Origin of the sequence: Campylobacter sp. BCW_6466 (genome assembly GCF_001762835.1) — a bacterium.
GTDB lineage: Bacteria > Campylobacterota > Campylobacteria > Campylobacterales > Campylobacteraceae > Campylobacter_D > Campylobacter_D jejuni.
The window spans coordinates 47924-70199 of sequence record NZ_MJXO01000073.1; the positions used below are offsets into that span (position 1 = coordinate 47924).

Below are 22276 nucleotides of genomic sequence, written 5' to 3' on the forward strand. Positions count from 1 at the left end.
ATCATTATCCTTGTTATGTTTTAATAATAAAAATTTTTAATAAGGAAAAATTATGATTATAACTCCTGAGAATTTATATAAAAAAAGAAGAGATTTTTTAAAACTTGGAGCAGGTGCTTTAATAAGTTCAAGTGTGCTTACTTCTAAATTATCTGCTTTAAATTTCACAAACGATACTAATCCAAACAAACTTGAAATCAGCGATGAAGAACTGGCTACAAATTATGTCAATTTTTATGAATTTTCAACAAATAAAAAAAAGGCTGTATCATTAGCACAAAATTTCAACACTCAAAATTGGAAAATCGATATCAGTGGAGAAATAGAAAAACCTTTAACTTTAAACATGGAAGATATTTTAAATTTTCCCCTAGAAGAAAGAATTTATCGTTTTCGCTGTGTTGAAACTTGGTCTATGGTGGTACCTTGGGTAGGCTTTGAATTGCGTCGTTTAATTGAAATGGCAAAACCTACAAGCGAGGCAAAATTTGTTAAATTCACCACTCTTTTAGATAAGAGTCAATTTCCCGATCAAGATACTTTATTTCCAACTATAGACTATCCTTATGTAGAAGGACTTCGCATGGATGAAGCTATGCATCCTCTTACCTTGCTTGCAGTAGGAATGTATAAAAAAGCCTTAAAGCCTCAAAATGGCGCTCCAATACGCCTTGTTGTTCCTTGGAAATATGGCTTTAAAAGTATTAAATCCATAGTTAAAATAGAATTTACCAAAGAACAGCCTAAATCCACTTGGGAAAGTTACGCTCCAAACGAATATGGTTTTTATGCCAATGTCAATCCTAATGTTTCTCATCCTAGATGGTCTCAAGCTAACGAGAGGACTTTAGGAGATTTCTTTACCAAGCCTACTTTAATGTTTAATGGATATGAAAAAGAAGTGGCAAGTTTATATAAAAACATGGACTTAAAAGTGAATTTTTAATGCAGGCAAAATACTTTAAATTTCTTGCTTATTTTAGCTTTATCATAAGTTTAATCTATGGCTTTTATCACATCATAAAAGCCTTGGATTTTGTAAAAGAAGCCTATATTTACACTGGAATATTTGCTTTAATCTTTTTAAATTTAAGTCTTTTATTTTCTTTACTGAAATTTAAAAAAACAAAAAATTATCCTAAAATTTTAGGTATTTTTGCAGCTTTTTGGGCGATTTTACACTTTTTAAATTATTTTATTTTTGATAGAAATGCTCAAATTTTAAAGCTTTTTGATGATATTTCACATCGTTTATTAGAAGTAAGTGGATTTATCGCATTTTTAATCATATTTTTAATGCTTTTAAGTTCTTTTAAAATCTTTAAAAAACTTAGTAAAATCAGAAAACTAGGATATTTAAGCTTAGTTTTGGCAAGTTATCATTATTTTTTAACTCCAAAAGTTCCTATGTTTTGGGAATGGAGTGCTTTAATTGTAGCTTTGTTTTATTTTATAGTTCGCTATACAAAAACATTAAAAAAGTTAAAATCCAACAATCTTACTTTTATCAAAACTTGAATTTAATTCTTTTTGTATGCTTTCTATAAAATCTTGCATTTTAAAAACCCCATCTTGTGATACAGCTACTTTCAAAGCTGTATTCTTCACCACCATTAAAATTTGTGCTCCACTTAATTCATAATTTGATAAAATATTTATATCAAAATCTTTTTCAAATAATGCTTTTTTAGGTAGAAATTTTTCCCAAATTTTAAGCCTATCTTTAAAATCAGGTTTTTTAAATTCTATCTTATAATCAAATCTTCTTGAAAATGCACTATCTAAGCTTTCTAAAAAATTTGTCGTAGCGATAATCACACCGCTAAAACGCTCAATTTGCTCTAAGAATATATTTTGCATTTGATTATGCATTTTATCGCTACCACTACTTCCATCTACACGCGTACTTAAAAACTGATCGGCTTCATTGAGAAGTAAAATAGGACTTTGTTTGCAAGTTTGCACGATATTTTTATAGGTATCAAAAATTTTTCTTACATTTTGTTCACTCTCTCCAACCCATTTGCTCAAAATTTTAGAACAGTCAAAACTAAGAACAGATTTTTTCATTGATTTAGCCATAGCTAAAGCTGACATAGTTTTTCCAGTACCAGCAGGACCATAAAAAATAATTTTAGCTTCTATATTTTTATTGCTCTTTATACCCCAAGAATGAAGTCTTTCTAGGACTTTTTTATCTTGTTGTTTTAAAATATTTTCTAAAAGCTCTTTTGTATTTTCAGGCATAATAATATCATTGATGTCAGTGCTTGGTTCTATAAGCTCGAAAATATCTTGATCTTTTAAAACACTTTCAATTTTGATTTTTTTACTTTGTTTTGGTTCAAAATTTATAATTCTTTGTAAAATTTCATCAATAATAAAAAAACTTTTAGAAATATCTCCAAAAGCATTTAAATATTCATCATACTCGATTAAGTTTAAAAGAGGAGCATTTTCTTGTAATAGTTTTTTATTTTTATGCCTTTCTAAATCATTTTCACTGATTAAAGAAAGTAAAGAATTCATTTCTCTAGAAATCGAACTTTCATTACTTAAGGCGTATTCTTCTTTTAAAAGTGCTAGAAAAATAATTTGTTCTTTATGTTCAAGATTGTATTCTTTAAAAATATCAGCTAATACATTATAAAATTTACTTTTTTTTAGTCTTTCTTTGATATGTTTTTCATAAAGTTTAATTTGATTTTTTATTTCACTATTATAAGCACTTTTTTGTATAAAACTTAATCTTTCGTATAATTGAATACGCACAAATTCATCTTTTAAATATTCTAAATAATCTGCATAAGCCTCTTGTTTCTCAAAGTTTAAACGAGGTTTTGCTTCTAAAAATTCTAAAAAATATTCACTTAGACTAAGCTCGCTTTGCAATAAGGCAAGAGTTAATGTTTGAGTTTTATTATTTTCTAAACTTTTAAAAAAACTCGAATTTTGATTTACAAAACCTCTTTCGATAAGTTTTTTTAAATCCTCCAAAGCATCAAGATAAAGATACTTATCATTTCCAAAAATTGTCGATAATAAAGTAAAGGCATTGATAGAAGAAATAGAAACGACATAATTTCTACAAAGTTCTCTAAGAATCAAAGCCTCATTTTTAGCACACTTAAGTTCTTTATAAATTTGAGTATCTTCTATATTTTTCAAACTTAAAAAATTTTTTAATTTTTCCATTATTTTTTAAATTCCTTAAGCTCATCTTCGTTAAATTCTACGCAAATATTTTCATCTAAAAAATGACCTTCAAAAGGTAGATAACAAATTTTTAGTTTTCCATTATTAAGCAAAAAATTATTATTAAATTGTAAATTTTGCAGATCTTCAAAACACTCATCACATGTATTTTTAAGCTTCTCATGTAAAAGATTTTGAAATTTTTGATTTTCAGTATTATACAAATCATTTAGTTTTACAAACGCGTGAGCATTAATATCATAAACAAAATTATTTAACTCTAAAATAGCACGACTCATGCCATCTTCATAAAAATAATACCATTCTTCAAAACTAATTTTTCCATCTTGTAAAAAAATAGGTTTTTGGCGAATTTGTTCAAAGCTAAATACACCCTTATGAACAGGATGAAATTCTTTAAAATCATCATTAAAACCTATAAAATCAAGACTACGCTTTATACGAATGCCATCTTGCGTTTCAATAAGTTCTAAAGTAGTCGTTCCTAAATTTTCTCCTTGAAAATTTTTATTATCATATGTAAGCATTTTAGAAGAATTGATTTTATATTTTTTACGCTCATCCTGCCAAAAATCATTTATCTTAAAGAGTGGAATCTCTAAATTTCCATTTATATCATCAACAATTAAAAAACTAGAACTTGTTTGATTTTTATCCCTGTCAAAAAGTGGAGTCATAGGTGCATTATCATAAACTATGGCAAAAATTTCTTTATCCTGCAAATGATAAAAATACAATTCACCTTTATAAACTTGTGCTAAAGCTAGATTTACAAAGCAAAATACCAGTAAAAAAAATTTCAAACTCTATCCTTCAATTTTGAATATGCGTTAAGATAATTTTAGTATGTGAAATTTTATCAAAAAAACTTACTTTATTATCACAAACTTGATAAAAAATTTCATAATTTTTTGCTTTTAAATTTTGCTCAAAACCACAATCAGTTTTTTCTAAATTTTTACCCTGCCATAAAGCATTTGCCTTTAAAATATCACTTAAAATATCATCATAATATACATTTTTAAAAAATTTTTGATTAAACACTTTTTTATCATAACACACTGCATTGATGCAAATTTTATCCTTGATTTTGAGTTCAAAAAAAGCTTGCCCTAGTTTATAAACTTCCAAATTTAAAGCATTATTTTCTTTTTTTAAAAAAGCTGCATCATTGATTTTTATCATAGGAGAAGCAATCAAAACCATCAAGCTTTGACTTGAAAAATTTTGATTTTTCACACTACAAGCACAAAGAAAAAAAACAAAACATAGAGCTAAACAATGTTTCAAATTTAACCTTATTTGAGATTTTTAAAACTGATATTTAACTCTAAATCAAGCTCTTTTACAAGCTTCATCACAGCTTGTAAATCATCGATTTGTTTTGCTACAACACGAATTTCTTCACCACGAATCGAAGAGTTAACTTTAAGCTTGCTATCTTTAATAGCTTTATTGATTTTTTTAGCATTTTCACTATCAATAGCATCGTTTGCTTTCAAATTTAAACGAAACATTGCTCCACTTTCACGAGAAAGCTCTTTAATAGCATTAGGATTAATTCCTCTTTTGATAAGTTTAGAAATCACTATATCTTTTAGAACATCAAGTTTTCCTTCACTAGAAGAACTGAGTTTAAAAATACTCTCTTTTTCGTTTAAATCAATCTCACACTTAATTCCTTTTAAGTCATAACGACTATCAAGTTCTTTTTTAGCTTGTTCAAAAGCATTTTTTAACTCTTGCTTATCTAAAGCTGCTGAAATATCAAAACTATGTTCACTTGCCATTTTCTATCCATTCTTTTAAATTATTATAAACTATATCCATTAAAGCATTTAAAGCTTCCTTACTCGCCCATGCAACATGAGGGGTGATAATAAGATTTTCTTTATTTTTAATGCTTAAAAGCGGATGATTTTTCATCATAGGTTCAATTTCTAAAACATCAAGCCCTACACGAATATTTTTTTCATCTATGATTTTAGCTAAATCATTTTCATTGATAATCCCACCTCTTCCTACATTAATCAAAATCGCATTATCTTTTAAAAGCTTTAATTCTTCAAAGGTGAGTAAATTTTTAGTTTTTTCATTTAAAGGTGCATGGATACTTATAATATCACAAGTTTTTAATAAATCTTTTAATTCCAAATGTATAAAATCTGCGTTTTTATTAGCTCCACTCGTAGAACAATAATAAATTTCAGCTCCAAAAGCCTTTGAAATTTTTGCCACTTCTTTACCTATAGTTCCTAAGCCTATAATACCATGTTTTTTACCGCTTAAGGTGTTTAAAATTCTGCTATAATCTGTAAAAATAGGACTTTCACACCATTTACCCTCTTTACTCCATTTGTCATAATAAAGCACTTGATTTAAAAAAGCAAACATAAATGCAAAAGTATGTTGTACAACACTCATGGTAGAATACCCAGCAGCATTTTTTACAATAATACCTTTTTCTTTAGCATACTCAATATCGATATTATTAACCCCTGTAGCAGTTTCTAAAATGAGTTTTAAATTTTTACAAGCATCAATCACATCTTTATCAATTACAACCTTGTTTGTTATGGCGACATTAGCATCTTTTAAACGCTCTATGGTTTGCTCTTTATTTGTTGTAGTATAAATTTGTAAAGAACCAAATTTTTCAAAAACACTTAAATCATAATCCCCTAAAGTTGCCGCATCTAAACAAACAATTTTCATTTTTCAATCCTTTATGATATGTCCTACAAATTTAGAATAATTATCAAGCACAAGACCACCTTTTCTAAATCCTAAACCACACCCTTCATAGGCAAAGAAAACACCTGCTTGATAGTATTCGTTTTCACATGAATTAAACTCTACATATTCTTGATAAATAGCCTTATTATTCCCGTAAGGACCTACATTCTCATGCAAAGTTTTTCCATCTTTAATTATACTGATATTTGCACCTTCTCTACCAAAAACAGGTTTTTTAACATAGTTTTTACCCTCTAAAGGAGTATCTTTTGTTTCTAAAAGTAAAGGATGATTTGGATAAAGTTCCCATAAAATTTTTAAAATTCCCTTAGATTGAAATAAAAGCGTATAAGCAGGATTTAAAATAATTGCTCTTTGATTACGCATAATTTGAGTTAAAAGCATGGCAAGTTCACCCTCTTCTATGGCTATATCTTCCCAAGGAATAAGCTTAAACCAATACTCATAATTTTCGCCCTCTTTAAAAATACCCTCTTCGCTAAATTCCACCTCATCCACAAAGGAAAAATTAGTTTGAAAACCTGCTTCATTGGCTATATGAGAAAGTAATTTTGTAGTGATTTCTTCTTCTTTACTTCCTACAACACTTGAAAAAAGAATTTTCCATCCTTGATAATGCTCTTCAAACCCTTCAACACTTTCATCAAGGGTAATAAGTCTTTTAAAATTATCCATCAAACTTTCATAAATGCTGTTAAATTGTGCGCTTTCATCCATTCCATTTTGTTTTAAAAGCGCCCATTGTAAAATCGCACTTTCAAAAAGAGCAGTAGGGGTATCAGCATTAAATTCTATAAGTTTTATAGGCTTACCATCAAGTCCACCCGCTAAATCAAAACGCCCATATAAATGCCAATGAACCTCATTTTCCCAACTCATCTTAATCGCATCAATAAGATTAAAAGGAATTCCAAGCTCATCAAAACGATCATTATCAATCACTTCTTGCGCTGCAGCAATAAACATATCATAAAGCTCATTTACCGCTTCATAATAAGCATTAGCTTCACTTTCCTTAACACAAACTAACTTATTGCTAATATAATCACTTCCATCTTCATCTGTATGCCAAGAAAAACCTATATTTTCTAAATAATCTTTTTGAAGTTTGTCTACTTGTAATAATTGCATTATTTATCCTTAAGAACCAAAAGAAGAACTAGAACTTGCAGCTTTAGAGCCTCCACCAAAAAAGCCTGATTTTTTAGCGCTTGAGGTAGAACTCGTTGAGCCTGCTTTATTAAAACTATTCACACTTCTTTGATAAGCACTTTGATTTGAAAAAGCACCGCGTTGTTGATTAGCAAAATTTTGATTATTGAAAAGTTTTGAACCTATCCAACTTCCCAAAATAGCACCTGCAGCACTTGCAAGTAAAGTTTCTCCTAAACTCAATCCTCCGCTACTGATTTGTCCATTGTCTTTAGTTAAATTTGAAGTTCCATTGTCAATTTTAGCTGCTTCTTCTTTAATCAAAGCATCCATTTCTTCTTTGGATAAAATTCTTTCTGTACCATTAAGATCTTTTAAAACTACCCTTGTTTCATCACTTGGATATTGATCTTTGATTTTATACTGCCCTGGAGCTGTTTCTTCGATAATTACAAAAGCTCCTTGAGCATTAGCTGCTTGATTTAAAGTATCTGCATTGTCATTATTACTTCCACAACCTGCTAAAGCACCTCCAGCAACAGCTGCTAAACCACCTATCATACCAATTTGAATGATTTTTTTGATTTTTTTCATAAGTTTATCCTAAAAACAGAAAATCTAGATTAGAAATTTTAACAAAAAATAATAAATACTTTTTAATACCAAATGAAGTTTGCAGATATAAAAAAAGCCCTTTCGGGCTTTTGGGTTAGAGTCTTGACTCGTAGCGTCTAAGCATATAAAGTCTTTTAAGCATTTTTTTGCGTGCTGAAATTTTTTGTTTTTTGCGAATTTCAGTCATAGGCTCGAAAAATCTTCTTGCTCTTACTTCAGTTACAACTAGATTTCTATCTACTTGTTTTTTGAATTTACGATACGCTTCATCAAAAGACTCGTTAGGATGCACCTTGATTCCTGGCACAGTCCTCACCACCTTTCTGTGTAAATTTTTGTTGTGAAATATAATTATAAAACACTTCTTATTAATTCTAACTTAGAAAGCATTTAAAAATTGTTTTAGTTTTTATCGGTTATAATCCTTAATTACAAAGTGCTAAAAAATTATAATTAAGGTCTAAAAATGCAAGGACACATTACAAACTATACAAAAAAACGATATTTTGTATATTTAATTGCAAGTATTATCATATTTGCCCTACCTTTCATAAGAATTAATGAAAATCATTTTTTTCTTTTAAGTTTTGATCATTCTAAATTAAACCTATTTTTTATTTCTTTTTCAACACAAGAATTTTATCTCATGCCTTTTGTTCTTATATTTCTTTTTTTATTTATTTTTTTTATTACAACTTTAGGTGGAAGAATTTGGTGTGCTTGGAGTTGTCCACAAACAATTTTTAGAGTTATATATAGAGATATCATACAAACTAAAATTCTTAAAATTCGCAAAAATATCAATAACAAACAAAAAGAATATGAGGGACAATATTTTAAAAAATTTCTTGGAGTAATAATTTTTTATTTTATATCTTTAGTTGCTGTTAGTAATTTACTTTGGTACTTTATTCCTCCTGAAGATTTTTTCAATTATATTCAAAATCCTGGTGAGCATCTACTTTTACTTGGAGTTTTATTTTGTGCTAGCTTACTTTTTACTTTGGATATTACCTATTTACAAGAAAAATTTTGTATTTATGTCTGTCCTTATGCAAGAATACAATCTGTAATGTTTGATCATGATACAATGCAAGTGATCTACGATGAAAAACGCGGAGGTTTGATTTATGATGGACACACTAAACTTCATAAAAAACCGCCTGAAGGAGAATGCATAGGTTGTGAAGCCTGTGTTAGCATCTGTCCAACTCATATTGACATACGCAAAGGAATGCAACTTGAATGTATTAATTGTCTTGAATGTGCCGATGCTTGCTCTAAGGTACAAAGCAAATTTAATCGTCCAAGTTTGATCAATTGGACAAGTGCAAAAGCTATTGAAACGCGTTCTAAGGTTCATTATTTAAGATTTAGAACGATAGCATATTTTATAGTTCTTTTAATTGCTTTACTAGCTTTAATCATCATGGGAAGCAAAAAAGAAAGCATGCTTTTAAATATCAATCGTAGTAGCGAATTATATAATATTTCAAATGTTAAAGGTGAATTAGTCATTTCAAATGCTTATACCTTTTTGTTTCAAAATACAGATTCTAAACCTCATGAATATTATTTTACAGCAAATTTAGAAGGAATAAATGATGGAATTGAAATCATAAGACCAAACAAACCTTTTAAATTAAAAGCAGGAGAGCAAGTTAAAAAAATAGTTGTTATCAAAGCTACAAAAAATTTAGCAAATAATGATAAAAAAGATGTAATTTTTCCTTTACATATAAAAGCTTACGCAAAGGATAATGAAAAAATTTCGGTTTTTAGAAAAAGTATATTTGTATACCCTAAAAGAACTCTTATAAAGGATAAAAATGAACTCAAATAGAACACCATCACAAAAAGTTTTAGCCAGACAAGAAAAAATCAAAGCAGTGGCCTTAGAGCTTTTTTTAACAAAAGGATACCAAGAAACAAGTTTGAGTGATATTATTAAATTATCTGGAGGATCTTATTCTAATATTTATGATGGTTTTAAAAGTAAAGAAGGATTATTCTTTGAAATTTTAGATGACATATGTAAAAAACATTTTCATCTTATTTATTCCAAAACACAAGAAATTGAAAATGGTACTTTAAAAGAAATTTTAACTTCTTTTGGTTTAACTTTTATAGAAATTTTTAATCAACCAGAAGCTGTAGCTTTTGGTAAAATTATCTATTCTCAAGTTTATGATAAAGATAGACACCTTGCTAATTGGATAGAAAACAATCAACAAAATTTTTCCTATAACATACTTATGGATTTTTTTAAGCAACAAAATAATTCTTATATGAAAAAAAATGCAGAAAAACTTGCTGTTCTTTTTTGCACTATGTTAAAAGAACCTTATCATCATCTTAATGTTTTAATTAATGCTCCTTTGAAAAATAAAAAAGAACAAAAAGAACATGTTGAATTTGTTGTAAACGTTTTTCTAAATGGGATCAATGGCTCCAAAGCTTAAAAAATAATTTTATTAACCAAAATTAAGATATAATTAGCCAAAAATTTTTGTAATAAATATTACAATTTTTAATTTAATTTTTCAAGGCAAAACCATGAAATTATTTCAAAACAATACTATTTTAGCTTTAAGTGTTGTGCTTTTACTCACTGCTTGTAGCAAAGAAGAAGCACCAAAAATACAAATGCCGCCTCAACCTGTAACAACAATGAGTGCTAAATCTGAAGATTTGCCACTTAGTTTTACTTATCCTGCTAAACTTGTCAGTGATTATGATGTTATTATAAAACCTCAAGTTAGTGGCGTAATAGTAAATAAACTTTTTAAGGCTGGAGATAAGGTAAAAAAAGGACAGACATTATTTATTGTAGAGCAAGATAAATTTAAAGCTAGCGTTGATTCAGCTTACGGACAAGCTTTAATGGCTAAGGCAACTTTTGAAAACGCGAGCAAGGATTTTAATCGTTCCAAGGCTCTTTTTAGCAAAAATGCAATCTCTCAAAAAGAATACGACTCTTCTCTTGCTACATTTAATAATGCAAAAGCTAGTCTAACAACTGCTAGAGCACAACTTGCAAATGCAAGAATTGATCTAGATCATACCGAAATAAAAGCTCCTTTTGATGGTACTATAGGAGATGCTTTAGTTAATATAGGGGATTATGTAAGTGCTTCAACAACTGAACTAGCTAGAGTTACAAATTTAAATCCTATTTACGCAGATTTCTTTATTTCAGATACAGATAAACTAAATTTAGTCCGCAATACTCAAAGCGGAAAATGGGATTTAGACAGCATTCATGCAAATTTAAATCTTAATGGAGAAACCGTTCAAGGCAAACTTTATTTTATTGATTCCGTTATAGATGCTAATAGTGGAACAGTAAAAGCCAAAGCTGTATTTGATAACAACAACTCAACACTTTTACCGGGTGCTTTTGCAACAATTACTTCAGAAGGTTTTATACAAAAAAATGGCTTTAAAGTGCCTCAAATAGCTATTAAACAAGATCAAAATGATGTTTATGTTCTTCTTGTTAAAAATGGAAAAGTAGAAAAATCTTCTGTACATATAAGCTACCAAAACAATGAATACGCTATCATTGACAAAGGATTGCAAAATGGCGATAAAATCATTTTAGATAACTTTAAAAAAATTCAAGTTGGTAGCGAAGTTAAAGAAATTGGAGCACAATAATGTTTTCTAAATTTTTTATCGAAAGACCTGTTTTTGCTTCAGTTGTTGCAATTATCATTTCTTTAGCTGGAGTCATCGGTCTTACAAATTTACCCATAGAACAATATCCTTCTTTAACTCCTCCTACGGTTAAGGTAAGCGCAACTTACACAGGAGCTGATGCACAAACCATTGCTTCAACGGTTGCAAGTCCTATCGAAGATGCAATCAATGGTGCAGATAATATGATTTATATGGATTCAACTTCAAGTTCTTCAGGAACTATGAGTTTGACTGTCTATTTTGATATCGGCACAGATCCCGATCAAGCCACTATAGATGTTAATAATAGAATTTCAGCTGCAACTGCAAAAATGCCAGATGCAGTTAAAAAACTTGGAGTAACTGTTAGAAAAACTTCTTCAGCAACACTTGCTGCAATTTCTATGTATTCAAATGATGGTTCAATGAGTGCAGTGGATGTATACAACTACATCGCTTTAAATGTTTTAGATGAGTTAAAAAGAGTTCCGGGAGTTGGGGATGCAAACGCTATAGGAAATCGTAATTATTCTTTAAGAATTTGGCTAAAACCTGATTTATTAAATAAATTTGGAATCACAGCTACTGATGTAATTTCTGCGGTTAATGACCAAAATGCTCAATACGCAACTGGTAAAATTGGCGAAGAGCCCGTAACTCAAAAATCCCCTTATGTTTATTCAATCACTATGCAAGGAAGACTACAAAATCCTAGCGAATTTGAAAATATTATTTTAAGAACAAATGATGATGGATCATTTTTAAGACTTAAAGATATAGCTGATGTAGAAATAGGATCACAACAATACAGCTCACAAGGACGATTAAATGGCAATGATGCAGTTCCGATTATAATCAATCTTCAATCAGGGGCAAACGCATTGCATACAGCAGAACTTGTCCAGGCTAAAATGCAAGAACTTTCAAAAAATTTCCCAAAAGGTTTAACATATAAAATTCCTTACGACACAACAAAATTTGTGATAGAATCAATCAAAGAAGTAATTAAAACTTTTGTTGAAGCTCTAATTTTAGTTATCATTGTTATGTATATGTTCTTAAAGAATTTCCGTGCAACACTTATTCCTATGATAGCTGTACCTGTTTCATTATTAGGAACTTTTGCTGGACTTTATGTTTTAGGCTTTAGTATTAACTTGCTTACGCTTTTTGCCTTGATTTTAGCTATAGGGATTGTTGTAGATGATGCGATTATAGTTGTGGAAAATATCGATAGGATTTTACACGAAAATGAACAAATAAGCGTAAAAGATGCTGCTATCCAAGCGATGCAAGAAGTTAGCTCTCCGGTTATTTCAATTGTTCTTGTACTTTGTGCTGTTTTTATACCCGTTTCTTTTATATCAGGTTTTGTTGGAGAAATTCAAAGACAATTTGCCCTTACCTTAGCAATATCTGTAGCCATATCAGGCTTTGTTGCTCTTACTTTAACACCTTCTTTATGCGCACTATTTTTACGACGTAATGAAGGAGAGCCATTTAAATTTGTAAAGAAATTTAATGATTTTTTTGATTGGAGTACTTCTGTATTTAGCACAGGAGTAGCATATATTTTAAAAAGAACCATTCGCTTTATTTTAATTTTTTGTATTATGCTTGGGGCAATTTTTTATCTTTATAAAGCTGTACCAAGCTCTTTAGTTCCTGAAGAAGATCAAGGTTTGATGATTGGCATTATTAATCTTCCTTCGGCTTCAGCACTTCATAGAACAATCTCAGAAGTTGATCATATAAGTCAAGAAGTTTTAAAAACCAATGGAATTAAAGATGCAATGGCTATGATAGGATTTGATCTTTTTACAAGCTCATTAAAAGAAAACGCTGCTGCAATGTTTATAGGCTTGCAAGATTGGAAAGATAGAAATGTGAGTGCTGATGAAATCGCCATGGAACTTAATAAAAAATTTGCTTTTGATCGCAACGCTTCAAGTATATTTATAGGTCTACCTCCTATACCTGGATTAAGTATCACAGGTGGCTTTGAAATGTATGTTCAAAACAAAAGTGGAAAAAGTTATGATGAAATACAAAAAGATGTAAATAAACTTGTTGCTGTAGCCAACCAAAGAAAAGAGCTATCAAGAGTAAGAACAACCCTTGATACAACTTTCCCTCAATACAAGCTTATAATTGATAGAGATAAATTAAAACACTACAATCTTAACATGCAAGATGTTTTTAATACAATGAATGCAACTATAGGCACTTATTATGTTAATGATTTTTCTATGTTAGGCAAAAACTTCCAAGTAAATATCCGTGCAAAAGGTGATTTTAGAAACACACAAGATGCATTAAAAAATATTTTTGTAAGATCAAACGATGGAAAAATGATACCACTTGATTCTTTCTTAACTTTACAAAGAAGTTCAGGGCCTGATGATGTAAAACGATTCAACCTTTTCCCAGCGGCACAAGTTCAAGGTCAACCCGCACCAGGTTATACTTCAGGTCAAGCTATAGAAGCGATTGCTCAAGTAGCAAAAGAAACTTTAGGGGATGATTATTCCATAGCTTGGAGTGGATCAGCCTATCAAGAAGTTTCTAGCAAAGGAACAGCAAGCTATGCTTTTGCTTTAGGGATGATATTTGTCTTCTTAATTCTAGCTGCCCAATATGAAAGATGGCTTATACCTTTAGCAGTTGTAACAGCTGTGCCTTTTGCGGTATTTGGATCATTTTTATTGGTATATTTAAGAGGATTTAGCAATGATATATATTTTCAAACAGGACTTTTGCTCTTGATTGGACTTTCAGCTAAAAATGCTATCTTGATCGTAGAATTTGCAATGGAAGAGCGCTTTAAAAAAGGCAAAGGAGTTTTTGAAGCAGCTGTTGCAGCAGCAAAACTTCGTTTTCGTCCTATCATAATGACTTCTTTGGCATTTACTTTTGGGGTCTTGCCAATGATTTTCGCAACAGGAGCAGGAAGTGCTTCAAGACACTCTTTAGGAACAGGGCTAATTGGTGGAATGATCGCAGCATCAACTTTAGCGATATTCTTTGTGCCTTTATTTTTCTATCTTTTAGAAAATTTTAATGAATGGCTAGATAAAAAAAGAGGTAAGGTTCATGAATAAAATAATTTCAATTAGCGCTATAGCAAGTTTTACTCTTTTGATTTCAGCTTGCTCTTTAAGTCCAAATTTAAATATTCCCGAAGCAAACTATAGCATTGATAATAAGCTTGGAGCCTTATCCTGGGAAAAAGAAAACAATAGCTCTATCACAAAAAATTGGTGGAAAGATTTTGATGATGAAAATTTAAATAAAGTGGTTGATTTAGCACTTAAAAATAATAATGATTTAAAACTTGCCTTCATACACATGGAACAAGCTGCTGCTCAATTAGGTATAGATTTTAGCAGTTTGTTGCCAAAATTTGATAGTAGCGCAAGCGGTAGTCGTGCAAAAACAGCTATAAATGCTCCAAGCAATCGAACCGGGGAAGTAAGTTACGGTAATGATTTTAAAATGGGGCTTAATTTAAGCTATGAAATCGATCTTTGGGGAAAATATCGCGATACATATCGCGCCTCAAAATCAGGCTTTAAAGCAAGTGAGTATGATTATGAAGCTGCAAGACTTTCTGTTATTTCAAATACAGTTCAAACTTATTTTAATCTTGTAAATGCTTATGAAAATGAAAATGCTCTTAAAGAAGCTTATGAATCTGCAAAAGAAATTTATAGGATTAATGATGAAAAATTTCAAGTTGGTGCTGTAGGTGAATATGAACTTGCTCAAGCAAGAGCCAACTTAGAAAGTATGGCTTTGCAATGCAATGAAGCAAAATTAAATAAAGAAAATTACCTTAAAGCTTTAAAAATTTTAACTTCAAATGATTTAAATGACATACTTTACAAAAATCAAAGCTATCAAGTTTTTAATCTTAAAGAATTTGACATTCCAACTGGAATTTCAAGTACCATCTTGCTTCAACGTCCAGATATTGGCTCTTCTTTAGAAAAATTAACTCAGCAAAATTATCTTGTTGGAGTTGCTCGCACGGCTTTCTTGCCTAGCCTTTCTTTAACAGGATTATTGGGATTTGAAAGCGGAGATTTAGATACCTTGGTTAAAGGAGGTTCTAAAACTTGGAATATAGGTGGAAACTTTGCTCTGCCTATTTTTCATTGGGGTGAAATTTACCAAAATGTAAATTTAGCCAAGCTTAGTAAAGATGAAGCTTTTGTAAATTATCAAAATACCTTGATTACTGCTTTTGGAGAAATTCGCTATGCTTTAGTAGCTAGAAAAACTATACGCTTACAATACGATAATGCACAAGCAAGCGAACAATCTTACAAAAGAATCTATGAAATTGCTAAAGAACGCTATGATATAGGAGAAATGTCTTTGCAAGATTATTTAGAGTCACGTCAAAATTGGCTTAATGCTGCGGTTGCTTTTAATAATACTAAATATTCTTATGCTAATTCCATAGTAGATGTAATCAAAGCATTTGGTGGAGGATTTGAGCAAAGCGAAGATATGAGTAAAAATATAAAAGAAGAATCAAAAAATTTAGATATGTCTTTTAGAGAATAGTTTATTCTATTCTCTAAATAAATTAAAAATCTTTGTCTAAATCTGCATCTGTAATTTCATAAGCCTTGTAAATAGCAGGCAATAATTTTCTTATAGCATAATCAAAATGATAAAATTGCCTATATACCTCTTCTGGATTTAAATTTTTAGCATTCTTAAAATCAAATACTTCAGTATTATTGATTTTGGCAATATTTTCATCAAAATAAGAGTAAAACTTTGCTCTTTGTTTAAACAAAACATTTAAATTTTGAACAATTTTGGCTTTATCCATTTTATATCCTTTTTAAATAATTTAAAAACTTAATCCCATTTTTTATTTAAGAAATAAAAAATTTACTCCTATTTTAGCTAAAAATTGATAAAGTTATATATTAAATATTTTAATATATAGGCCACTTATGAATTTATTTCAAAATTTAGCTTTAAAATACTCTCATACTATGATGGAAAAATCCCTCCAAAAAGGTTTCAATGTCGAACTTTTAAAACAACCCAAAGAAAAAATTCCAAAACAAGACAAAAGCTATATGCTTTATGCCCATGTACCTTTTTGCCATACTTTTTGTCCTTATTGTAGCTTTCATAAATATTATTATGATGAAAATTTAGCCAAAGTGTATTTTCAAAATCTTAGAGAAGAAATTAAAATCATGAAAGATAAAGGTTTTGATTTTACTTCCATGTATGTGGGTGGTGGTACAACACTGATTAACGAAGAGGAATTATTAAAAACCTTAGAACTTTGTAAAAAATTATTTAATATAAAAGAAATTTCATGCGAAAGTGATCCAAATCATATTGATCCAAATAAGCTTTCTATGTTTAAAGGTATAATTGATCGTTTAAGTTGCGGAATTCAAAGTTTTGATGATGAAACTTTAAAAAAAGTGGCAAGATATAATAAATTTGGTTCATCTAAAGAACTTCAAGAAAAAATTTCAAAAGCTTTAGGAATTTTACCTATTTTTAGTATAGATCTTATTTTCAATCTTCCAGGACAAAGCGAAAAACAACTTTTAAATGACTTAGGAATTGCTAAAAATTTAGCCCCGCAACAAATCACAACCTATCCTTTAATGAAATCAAATCTTACCAAAGATAATATCGCTAAAAGTCTAGGAGTGAGCATTAAAGATAATGAATTTACTTATTATCAAATCATACGCGAATTTTTTAAAGACTATACCCAAAACAATGGTTGGAGTTTTTCTTTAGAAAAAAACAAGCTTAATGACGAATATGTCAGTTCTCATCATGAATACCTAGGAGTGGGCAGTGGGGCTTTTAGCTTTTTAGATGGAGAGCTTTTAATTAATGCATTTAATCTAAATGATTATGCTAAATTTATACAAGAAAAACAAAATGCTAATATAGCCAAAGCTTGTTTTGATAAAAAAGAAATTATCAAATATGTCTTTTTAACTGAAATTTTTTCAGGGAAAATAGAAATTGATAAATTTAATAAAACTCTAAATTGCAACCTCGAAAAAGAACTTTTCATAGAACTTTTAGGACTTAAAACAAGTGGTGCCATCATAAAAGATCAAAATGCTTTAATCGCAACTGAATTTGGTCAATATCTTTTTGTGGTTTTAATGAAAGATTTTTACACAGGAATGGATCTTGTGCGTGCAGTATTTAGAGATGATAAGCGTCTTAAAAATAAAGATTATATCGATATCATGAAAGAAAATATTGATCCGCTTAACTCCGCTAGTATGGAATTTAAAGCGGAGACAAACTAAAAGGGGCGAACAACCATCATTAAAGCGATAATAATAAACATTATAGTTGGGAATTCATTATAAATTCTAAAATATTTCCCACTTTTAGCAGAAGTATCATTTGCTAAAGCTTTTAAACAATAATAATTATGTATATGGAAAATAATCAAAAGTGTAACACAGGTAAGTTTAACATGCATAAAACCCGAACCTACCATTAAAACTTCCTTATGAGCATGCAACATTAAACTTCCTGTGATTAAAGTCACAATCATTGCAGGAGTTTGTATATAAAAATAAAGTTTTCTTTCTTGAATTTTTACAATCTCGACAAAACCTTTATTGTCTTTATGTTCAGCATGATACACAAAAAGACGAGGTAAATAAAAAAGACCCGCCATCCAAGAAACAAATGCCAAATAATGCACCCATTTAATCCAAAAATAATAATCATTAATCCATTCTGTCATCTTTTTTCCTTTTTTTAAATATTTCTTGTATTAAAATCAAAGCCACACTTATATTTATCATGACATCTGCAACATTAAAAATAGCAAAATTAAACCATTTATGCCAAAAAAACATATCCACTACACCTCCATGTATAAAACGATCCAATAAATTTGAAACACCAGCACCAAGCATCATTCCAAAAGCTATACTATGAGTTTTTAAAAGTGTTTTTTGCCAAAAAAGATAAATAAAAAGCACGCCAATTAAAACAAGATGTAAATATTTTAAATTATGTTCTAAAAAACTCAACATTGAAAAAGCTACGCCTGTATTTAGAGCATAAGTTAAATCTAAGTATTCACTCTGCCATCTAAGTCCTGCTAAAGTTAAGGATTTTACCCATTGATCAAGAGTAAAAACCAAAACAAAGGCACCCCAAAAATAAAAAATAAATTTAAAAGTTTTAGCCATTTAAAGCTTTCTTAAAAAACTCCACAACATTTTTCATTTCTTTTTCTAAGAGCTTAATATCTCTGGCTTCTAGTAAAAGTCTTATCAAATTTTCTGTTCCAGAATAGCGAAATAAGGTATTAATATTTTTATTTTCTAAATCTTTTTTTAATTCTTTTAAACCTTTAATTTTATCTAAATCTTTTTTTTCTGCAATTTTAAGATTGGTTAAAAGCTGAGGATAAGGTTTAACTTGACCCAAAATAGAACTTGCAGATTTTTTCTTAGAAAGCATTAAAGCACTAAATTGCAAGGCGGCTATCAAACCATCTCCAGTTTTTGCATAATCGCTAAAAATAATATGCCCACTTTGTTCTCCACCAAAATTTCCACCATTGGCTTTTAGTTTTTCAAGCACATATTTATCGCCCACATTACAAGTATCAAGTTCTATACCATGTTTATTTAAAAACTCTTTTAAAGCACCATTACTCATTATAGTAGCTACAACACTTGATTGTAATTTACCTTGTTCTTTAAGATAAAGTGCCAATACGCCCAATAAACTATCCCCATTAGCCACTTCGCCTTTTTCATCTACAACCACCAAACGATCTGCATCACCATCAAAAGCAAAGCCCAAATCTGCACGCAAACGCTTTACCTCAGCAGCTAAATTTGCAGGATGTAAAGCTCCACAATTTTCATTGATATTAAGTCCATTAGGTTTATCGCTCATTACTATAACTTCAGCACCTAATTCCTTAAAAACAGTAGGTGCTACCTTATAAGCTGCCCCATGAGCCACATCTAAAACCACACGCAAAGACTTTAAAGTAAGATCTTTTGGAAAAGAATTTTTAATAGAAACAATATACCTTCCTATAACATCATCAATTCTTTTCGCTTGACCAATTTTCTCCATATCTACCTTAGAGGCTTGTATAAGCTTATCATCAAAATAAATTTCTTCTATTTTTTTCTCTATATCTTCACTGAGTTTGTTTCCATGAGCATCAAAAAATTTAATACCATTATCATAATAAGGATTGTGAGAAGCTGAAATCATAATCCCTGCATCACAACGCATATCTTCAGTTAAGAATGCAATCGCAGGAGTTGGCATAGGACCAATTTGTATAACATTATATCCTATAGAAGTAAGCCCTGAAACAATAGCATTTTCTATCATATAGCCGCTTCTTCTTGTATCTTTTCCTACTAAGATATTATTAGTAATACTTTTATCTTTAAAATAAATACCCGCAGCCATTGCTAAACGCATAGCCAAAAAACTATCTAAAAATTCACCCGCTTTTCCACGAACTCCATCAGTTCCAAAAAGTTTCATTGCAAACCTTTCTAGCAAAATTTAAAGACAATTATAACAAAGCTAAGATAAAGAAATTTAAACAAGCTCTAAAATTAGAGCTTGTTTGGAACCTTATAGTTCAGGTTTAGGAGTTTTTTCAGTAGAAATAGGAAGTTGTGGATAAACAATTGCTGGTTTTGTTCCTGTTAAAGATTTTAAGAAAGTTTCAATACTTTTTGCTTCTTTATCAGAAATTTTAATGCCAAGTTGCACACTACCCATTTCCTTAATAGCATCTTTTAAATTCCAAATCGCACCATTATGAAAATATGGAGCAGTTTCAGCAACATTTCTTAAAGTTGGAGTTTTTACCATGCCATTTGCATCACCTTTAAAATCACCTAAATTTGCAAATTTATATTTACCAGCAACTTCAAACGCTTGCATATTGCCACCTAAATTCACACCATTATGACAAGCTACACAACCTTTATCTATAAAAAGCTTTAAGCCTTTTTGTTCTTCTTTTGTTAAAGCTTTTTCATCGCCTTCTAAAAATTTATCAAAACGAGATGGAGTGATCAAAGTTCTTTCAAAATTTGCAATTGCATCAGCAATATTGTCAAAATTTACACCGCTTTTACCATAGATTTTTTTAAACTCACTCACATATTCAGGCAAAGATGAAATTTTTTCTACTGCAAGTTTAGCAGGAGTTGCCATTTCAGGATCAGCTTGGATTGGACCTTTAGCTTGATCGGCTAATGTTCCTGCACGACCATCCCAAAATTGAGTATTATTTAAAACTGCATTATAAACTGTTGGTGAATTTAAATGATGAGGATTTGCTGTCCATTTATGACCTATTGCAGTACTGATTCCATCTGTTCCACCAAGTCCTACATTATGACAGGTATTACAAGAAATGATACCACTTTTTGAAAGGCGTGGTTCAAAATAGAGCTTTTTGCCAAGCTCTGCTTTTTCAAGAGTAAATTCACTAGCCTTTACTCCATTTTGTTTTAAAATTTCATCAACGCCTTTTTGATCTTTTGGTAAGGCAACAAGACCTGAATTTTTAGCTTCATCTATAAGACTTGCAGCATTTAAGCTTGAAAAAGCAACTAAGGATGCGATTAGCAATGATTTTACTTTCATTTATAAACTCCTATTAAAGATAAATTAAAATAAAATAATAATCATTTAGAGCTTAAATAAAAATAAATATTATTAAAAAATATTTACAATTAATTAATACTATTTTTATCTTAAAAATTATTTTTTGTTTATTTATTTTCATAAGATATAATTTTTAGTTATAAATCTTAAAATTTTAAGATGATTTGAAAAGGATATTATGGAAAATTTAATAATTTACGCTTTTATATATCTTTTAGGTTCAATCCCTTTTGGGCTAATCCTAGCTAAATTTTTTGCTAAAACTGATATCAAAAAAGAAGGTTCAAAAAGTATAGGAGCAACCAATGTTTTAAGAGTAGTAAAAGAAAAAAATCCCAAACTAGCAAAAAAACTTGCCATTGCTACAATAATTTTAGATTTTGCAAAAGCAGCTATTCCTTTACTAATCTTGAAATTTCTTCATTATGATCAAGCTTTGCTTTGGAGCGTGGCAGTTTTGGCTATTTTTGGACACTGTTTTTCAATTTACTTGTTATTTGAAGGAGGGAAAGGCATAGCAACAGGAGCAGGCGCTATGATAGTTTTACTTCCATTGGAAGTGCTTACAGCATTTATTGTGTGGGTAGTTATTGGAAAAATTTTTAAAATATCTTCGCTAGCTTCTTTAGCAGCGTTACTTGCTTTTGTTATAAGTTCTTTTATATTTAATTATGACTTAGAAATTCATACGCATGCACCCGTTTTCATTATCGCTTTTATTATAGTATATAAACATCTACCTAATATTAAAAGATTGATTTTTAAAGAAGAATGCAAAGTCATATAAAAATAAAATTTCACTTTAAGTGTATCATCGGTATATTAGATTTCGAAAGAAGGAAAAAACAAAAAATTATTATCAAGCTTAAAGCTAAAGCAAATGAATTTTTAAATTATGCAGAGGTAATTACCAAAATTAAAAAATGGTATAAAAAAGAAGAATTTTACACCCTTGAAGAGTCTTTAGACTTTGTAAGCTTAAATTTAAAAAAAGATTTTCCTAATTTAACCAATCTTAACATAAAAATTTTCAAACCCCATATAATAAAAAATGCTACAGTTGGGGTTAAATTGAAAAAAAAATATTAATTTTTTTTTAAAGATATCTAAACATTTACTTAAGCTATGATATAATTCTTTAAATTTTTCTTAATAAGGATAG

23 protein-coding genes are annotated in these 22276 nt (G+C 29.6%); 10 read left to right on the plus strand and 13 right to left on the minus strand.

Annotated features, from left to right (window positions below):
• Window positions 1–52 precede the first annotated feature (52 nt).
• Both msrP and AJ887_RS08420 read left to right on the plus strand, forming a co-directional pair.
• The gene (gene msrP / locus AJ887_RS08415) at window positions 53–946 is read left to right on the plus strand and encodes a protein-methionine-sulfoxide reductase catalytic subunit MsrP (RefSeq protein WP_070240019.1); all 894 of its coding nucleotides are present in this window, start codon (window positions 53–55) and stop codon (window positions 944–946) included.
• Window positions 946–1518: a ferric reductase-like transmembrane domain-containing protein gene (locus AJ887_RS08420; RefSeq protein ID WP_070240017.1), complete on the plus strand. Its 573-nt coding sequence runs from the start codon at window positions 946–948 to the stop codon at window positions 1516–1518. The genes msrP and AJ887_RS08420 overlap by 1 nt, the downstream gene beginning before the upstream one ends.
• On the opposite strand, the gene AJ887_RS08425 is transcribed toward AJ887_RS08420, so the two are convergent.
• The 8 genes from AJ887_RS08425 to rpsU all read right to left on the minus strand — a co-directional run bounded on the left by AJ887_RS08425 (window position 1483) and on the right by rpsU (window position 8047).
• Window positions 1483–3195, minus strand: coding sequence for an AAA family ATPase (locus AJ887_RS08425; protein ID WP_002861139.1), 1713 nt, complete (start codon window positions 3193–3195; stop codon window positions 1483–1485). The genes AJ887_RS08420 and AJ887_RS08425 overlap by 36 nt on opposite strands.
• The gene (locus tag AJ887_RS08430; RefSeq protein ID WP_070240015.1) at window positions 3195–4019 is read right to left on the minus strand and encodes a hypothetical protein; all 825 of its coding nucleotides are present in this window, start codon (window positions 4017–4019) and stop codon (window positions 3195–3197) included. Before AJ887_RS08430 ends, AJ887_RS08425 begins: the two co-directional genes overlap by 1 nt.
• A gap of 10 nt (window positions 4020–4029) precedes the next feature.
• Window positions 4030–4506 carry a hypothetical protein gene (locus tag AJ887_RS08435; protein WP_002861137.1) on the minus strand — a complete coding sequence of 159 codons (477 nt, stop codon included), beginning with the start codon at window positions 4504–4506 and terminating at the stop codon, window positions 4030–4032.
• Between the two features lie 8 nt (window positions 4507–4514).
• Complete coding sequence (locus AJ887_RS08440) at window positions 4515–5006, minus strand: YajQ family cyclic di-GMP-binding protein (protein WP_002861136.1); 492 nt, start codon at window positions 5004–5006, stop codon at window positions 4515–4517.
• On the minus strand, window positions 4996–5931 hold the full coding sequence (locus tag AJ887_RS08445; RefSeq protein ID WP_070240013.1) for a D-2-hydroxyacid dehydrogenase: 936 nt from the start codon (window positions 5929–5931) through the stop codon (window positions 4996–4998). Before AJ887_RS08445 ends, AJ887_RS08440 begins: the two co-directional genes overlap by 11 nt.
• A gap of 3 nt (window positions 5932–5934) precedes the next feature.
• Window positions 5935–7104 (minus strand): glutathionylspermidine synthase family protein, encoded by a 1170-nt coding sequence (locus AJ887_RS08450; RefSeq protein ID WP_070240011.1) that lies wholly within the window; start codon window positions 7102–7104, stop codon window positions 5935–5937.
• 9 nt (window positions 7105–7113) lie between these two features.
• On the minus strand, window positions 7114–7719 hold the full coding sequence (locus tag AJ887_RS08455; RefSeq protein ID WP_044778507.1) for a UPF0323 family lipoprotein: 606 nt from the start codon (window positions 7717–7719) through the stop codon (window positions 7114–7116).
• Between the two features lie 115 nt (window positions 7720–7834).
• Window positions 7835–8047 (minus strand): 30S ribosomal protein S21, encoded by a 213-nt coding sequence (gene rpsU / locus AJ887_RS08460; RefSeq protein ID WP_002780697.1) that lies wholly within the window; start codon window positions 8045–8047, stop codon window positions 7835–7837.
• Window positions 8048–8206: 159 nt separating this feature from the next.
• Here rpsU and ccoG point away from each other — a divergent pair, with 159 nt between their 5' ends.
• The 5 genes from ccoG (at window position 8207) to cmeC (ending at window position 15993) form a co-directional block, all read left to right on the plus strand.
• On the plus strand, window positions 8207–9583 hold the full coding sequence (gene ccoG, locus AJ887_RS08465; RefSeq protein WP_070240010.1) for a cytochrome c oxidase accessory protein CcoG: 1377 nt from the start codon (window positions 8207–8209) through the stop codon (window positions 9581–9583).
• Window positions 9570–10202: a multidrug efflux system transcriptional regulator CmeR gene (cmeR, locus tag AJ887_RS08470; protein ID WP_070240008.1), complete on the plus strand. Its 633-nt coding sequence runs from the start codon at window positions 9570–9572 to the stop codon at window positions 10200–10202. Before ccoG ends, cmeR begins: the two co-directional genes overlap by 14 nt.
• Before the next feature lie 94 nt (window positions 10203–10296).
• On the plus strand, window positions 10297–11400 hold the full coding sequence (cmeA, locus tag AJ887_RS08475; protein WP_070240006.1) for a multidrug efflux RND transporter periplasmic adaptor subunit CmeA: 1104 nt from the start codon (window positions 10297–10299) through the stop codon (window positions 11398–11400).
• The gene (gene cmeB / locus AJ887_RS08480) at window positions 11400–14522 is read left to right on the plus strand and encodes a multidrug efflux RND transporter permease subunit CmeB (protein ID WP_079860876.1); all 3123 of its coding nucleotides are present in this window, start codon (window positions 11400–11402) and stop codon (window positions 14520–14522) included. Before cmeA ends, cmeB begins: the two co-directional genes overlap by 1 nt.
• A complete protein-coding gene (gene cmeC, locus AJ887_RS08485; RefSeq protein ID WP_070240002.1) occupies window positions 14515–15993 on the plus strand; it encodes a multidrug efflux transporter outer membrane subunit CmeC in 1479 nt (492 codons plus the stop codon). The genes cmeB and cmeC overlap by 8 nt, the downstream gene beginning before the upstream one ends.
• 22 nt (window positions 15994–16015) lie before the next feature.
• On the opposite strand, the gene cmeU is transcribed toward cmeC, so the two are convergent.
• Window positions 16016–16267 (minus strand): CmeU family protein, encoded by a 252-nt coding sequence (gene cmeU, locus AJ887_RS08490; RefSeq protein ID WP_002870770.1) that lies wholly within the window; start codon window positions 16265–16267, stop codon window positions 16016–16018.
• A gap of 127 nt (window positions 16268–16394) precedes the next feature.
• Here cmeU and AJ887_RS08495 point away from each other — a divergent pair, with 127 nt between their 5' ends.
• Window positions 16395–17741: a coproporphyrinogen III oxidase family protein gene (locus AJ887_RS08495; RefSeq protein ID WP_070240000.1), complete on the plus strand. Its 1347-nt coding sequence runs from the start codon at window positions 16395–16397 to the stop codon at window positions 17739–17741.
• Here AJ887_RS08495 and hemJ read toward each other — a convergent pair.
• The 4 genes from hemJ to AJ887_RS08515 form a co-directional block, all read right to left on the minus strand.
• Entirely contained in the window at window positions 17738–18190 is a 453-nt protein-coding gene (gene hemJ, locus AJ887_RS08500; RefSeq protein ID WP_002861126.1) for a protoporphyrinogen oxidase HemJ, read from the minus strand. The two genes, AJ887_RS08495 and hemJ, sit on opposite strands and share 4 nt — an antisense overlap.
• Window positions 18174–18644: a signal peptidase II gene (gene lspA, locus AJ887_RS08505; RefSeq protein ID WP_052858530.1), complete on the minus strand. Its 471-nt coding sequence runs from the start codon at window positions 18642–18644 to the stop codon at window positions 18174–18176. The genes hemJ and lspA overlap by 17 nt, the downstream gene beginning before the upstream one ends.
• The gene (gene glmM, locus AJ887_RS08510) at window positions 18637–19974 is read right to left on the minus strand and encodes a phosphoglucosamine mutase (RefSeq protein WP_002888125.1); all 1338 of its coding nucleotides are present in this window, start codon (window positions 19972–19974) and stop codon (window positions 18637–18639) included. Before glmM ends, lspA begins: the two co-directional genes overlap by 8 nt.
• A gap of 93 nt (window positions 19975–20067) precedes the next feature.
• Entirely contained in the window at window positions 20068–21093 is a 1026-nt protein-coding gene (locus tag AJ887_RS08515; protein WP_002857587.1) for a cytochrome-c peroxidase, read from the minus strand.
• 199 nt (window positions 21094–21292) lie between these two features.
• On the opposite strand from AJ887_RS08515, the gene plsY reads away from it, so the two are divergent.
• Together plsY and AJ887_RS08525 are read left to right on the plus strand one after the other, a co-directional pair.
• Entirely contained in the window at window positions 21293–21901 is a 609-nt protein-coding gene (plsY, locus tag AJ887_RS08520) for a glycerol-3-phosphate 1-O-acyltransferase PlsY (protein WP_002860289.1), read from the plus strand.
• A complete protein-coding gene (locus AJ887_RS08525; RefSeq protein ID WP_002857609.1) occupies window positions 21886–22203 on the plus strand; it encodes a dihydroneopterin aldolase in 318 nt (105 codons plus the stop codon). Before plsY ends, AJ887_RS08525 begins: the two co-directional genes overlap by 16 nt.
• Window positions 22204–22276 lie beyond the last annotated feature (73 nt).

Excerpts from the sequence above, each read along its gene's own strand:
- glmM (WP_002888125.1), bottom strand. The coding sequence starts at position 19,974 with ATGAAACTTTTTGGAACTGATGGAGTTCGTGGAAAAGCGGGTGAATTT.
- AJ887_RS08445 (WP_070240013.1), bottom strand. The coding sequence starts at position 5,931 with ATGAAAATTGTTTGTTTAGATGCGGCAACTTTAGGGGATTATGATTTA.
- AJ887_RS08525 (WP_002857609.1), top strand. The coding sequence starts at position 21,886 with ATGCAAAGTCATATAAAAATAAAATTTCACTTTAAGTGTATCATCGGT.
- cmeU (WP_002870770.1), bottom strand. The coding sequence starts at position 16,267 with ATGGATAAAGCCAAAATTGTTCAAAATTTAAATGTTTTGTTTAAACAA.
- AJ887_RS08515 (WP_002857587.1), bottom strand. The coding sequence starts at position 21,093 with ATGAAAGTAAAATCATTGCTAATCGCATCCTTAGTTGCTTTTTCAAGC.
- lspA (WP_052858530.1), bottom strand. The coding sequence starts at position 18,644 with ATGGCTAAAACTTTTAAATTTATTTTTTATTTTTGGGGTGCCTTTGTT.
- cmeC (WP_070240002.1), top strand. The coding sequence starts at position 14,515 with ATGAATAAAATAATTTCAATTAGCGCTATAGCAAGTTTTACTCTTTTG.
- cmeR (WP_070240008.1), top strand. The coding sequence starts at position 9,570 with ATGAACTCAAATAGAACACCATCACAAAAAGTTTTAGCCAGACAAGAA.
- AJ887_RS08450 (WP_070240011.1), bottom strand. The coding sequence starts at position 7,104 with ATGCAATTATTACAAGTAGACAAACTTCAAAAAGATTATTTAGAAAAT.
- msrP (WP_070240019.1), top strand. The coding sequence starts at position 53 with ATGATTATAACTCCTGAGAATTTATATAAAAAAAGAAGAGATTTTTTA.
- AJ887_RS08440 (WP_002861136.1), bottom strand. The coding sequence starts at position 5,006 with ATGGCAAGTGAACATAGTTTTGATATTTCAGCAGCTTTAGATAAGCAA.
- AJ887_RS08495 (WP_070240000.1), top strand. The coding sequence starts at position 16,395 with ATGAATTTATTTCAAAATTTAGCTTTAAAATACTCTCATACTATGATG.
- AJ887_RS08420 (WP_070240017.1), top strand. The coding sequence starts at position 946 with ATGCAGGCAAAATACTTTAAATTTCTTGCTTATTTTAGCTTTATCATA.
- cmeB (WP_079860876.1), top strand. The coding sequence starts at position 11,400 with ATGTTTTCTAAATTTTTTATCGAAAGACCTGTTTTTGCTTCAGTTGTT.
- AJ887_RS08455 (WP_044778507.1), bottom strand. The coding sequence starts at position 7,719 with ATGAAAAAAATCAAAAAAATCATTCAAATTGGTATGATAGGTGGTTTA.
- ccoG (WP_070240010.1), top strand. The coding sequence starts at position 8,207 with ATGCAAGGACACATTACAAACTATACAAAAAAACGATATTTTGTATAT.
- plsY (WP_002860289.1), top strand. The coding sequence starts at position 21,293 with ATGGAAAATTTAATAATTTACGCTTTTATATATCTTTTAGGTTCAATC.
- AJ887_RS08425 (WP_002861139.1), bottom strand. The coding sequence starts at position 3,195 with ATGGAAAAATTAAAAAATTTTTTAAGTTTGAAAAATATAGAAGATACT.
- cmeA (WP_070240006.1), top strand. The coding sequence starts at position 10,297 with ATGAAATTATTTCAAAACAATACTATTTTAGCTTTAAGTGTTGTGCTT.
- hemJ (WP_002861126.1), bottom strand. The coding sequence starts at position 18,190 with ATGACAGAATGGATTAATGATTATTATTTTTGGATTAAATGGGTGCAT.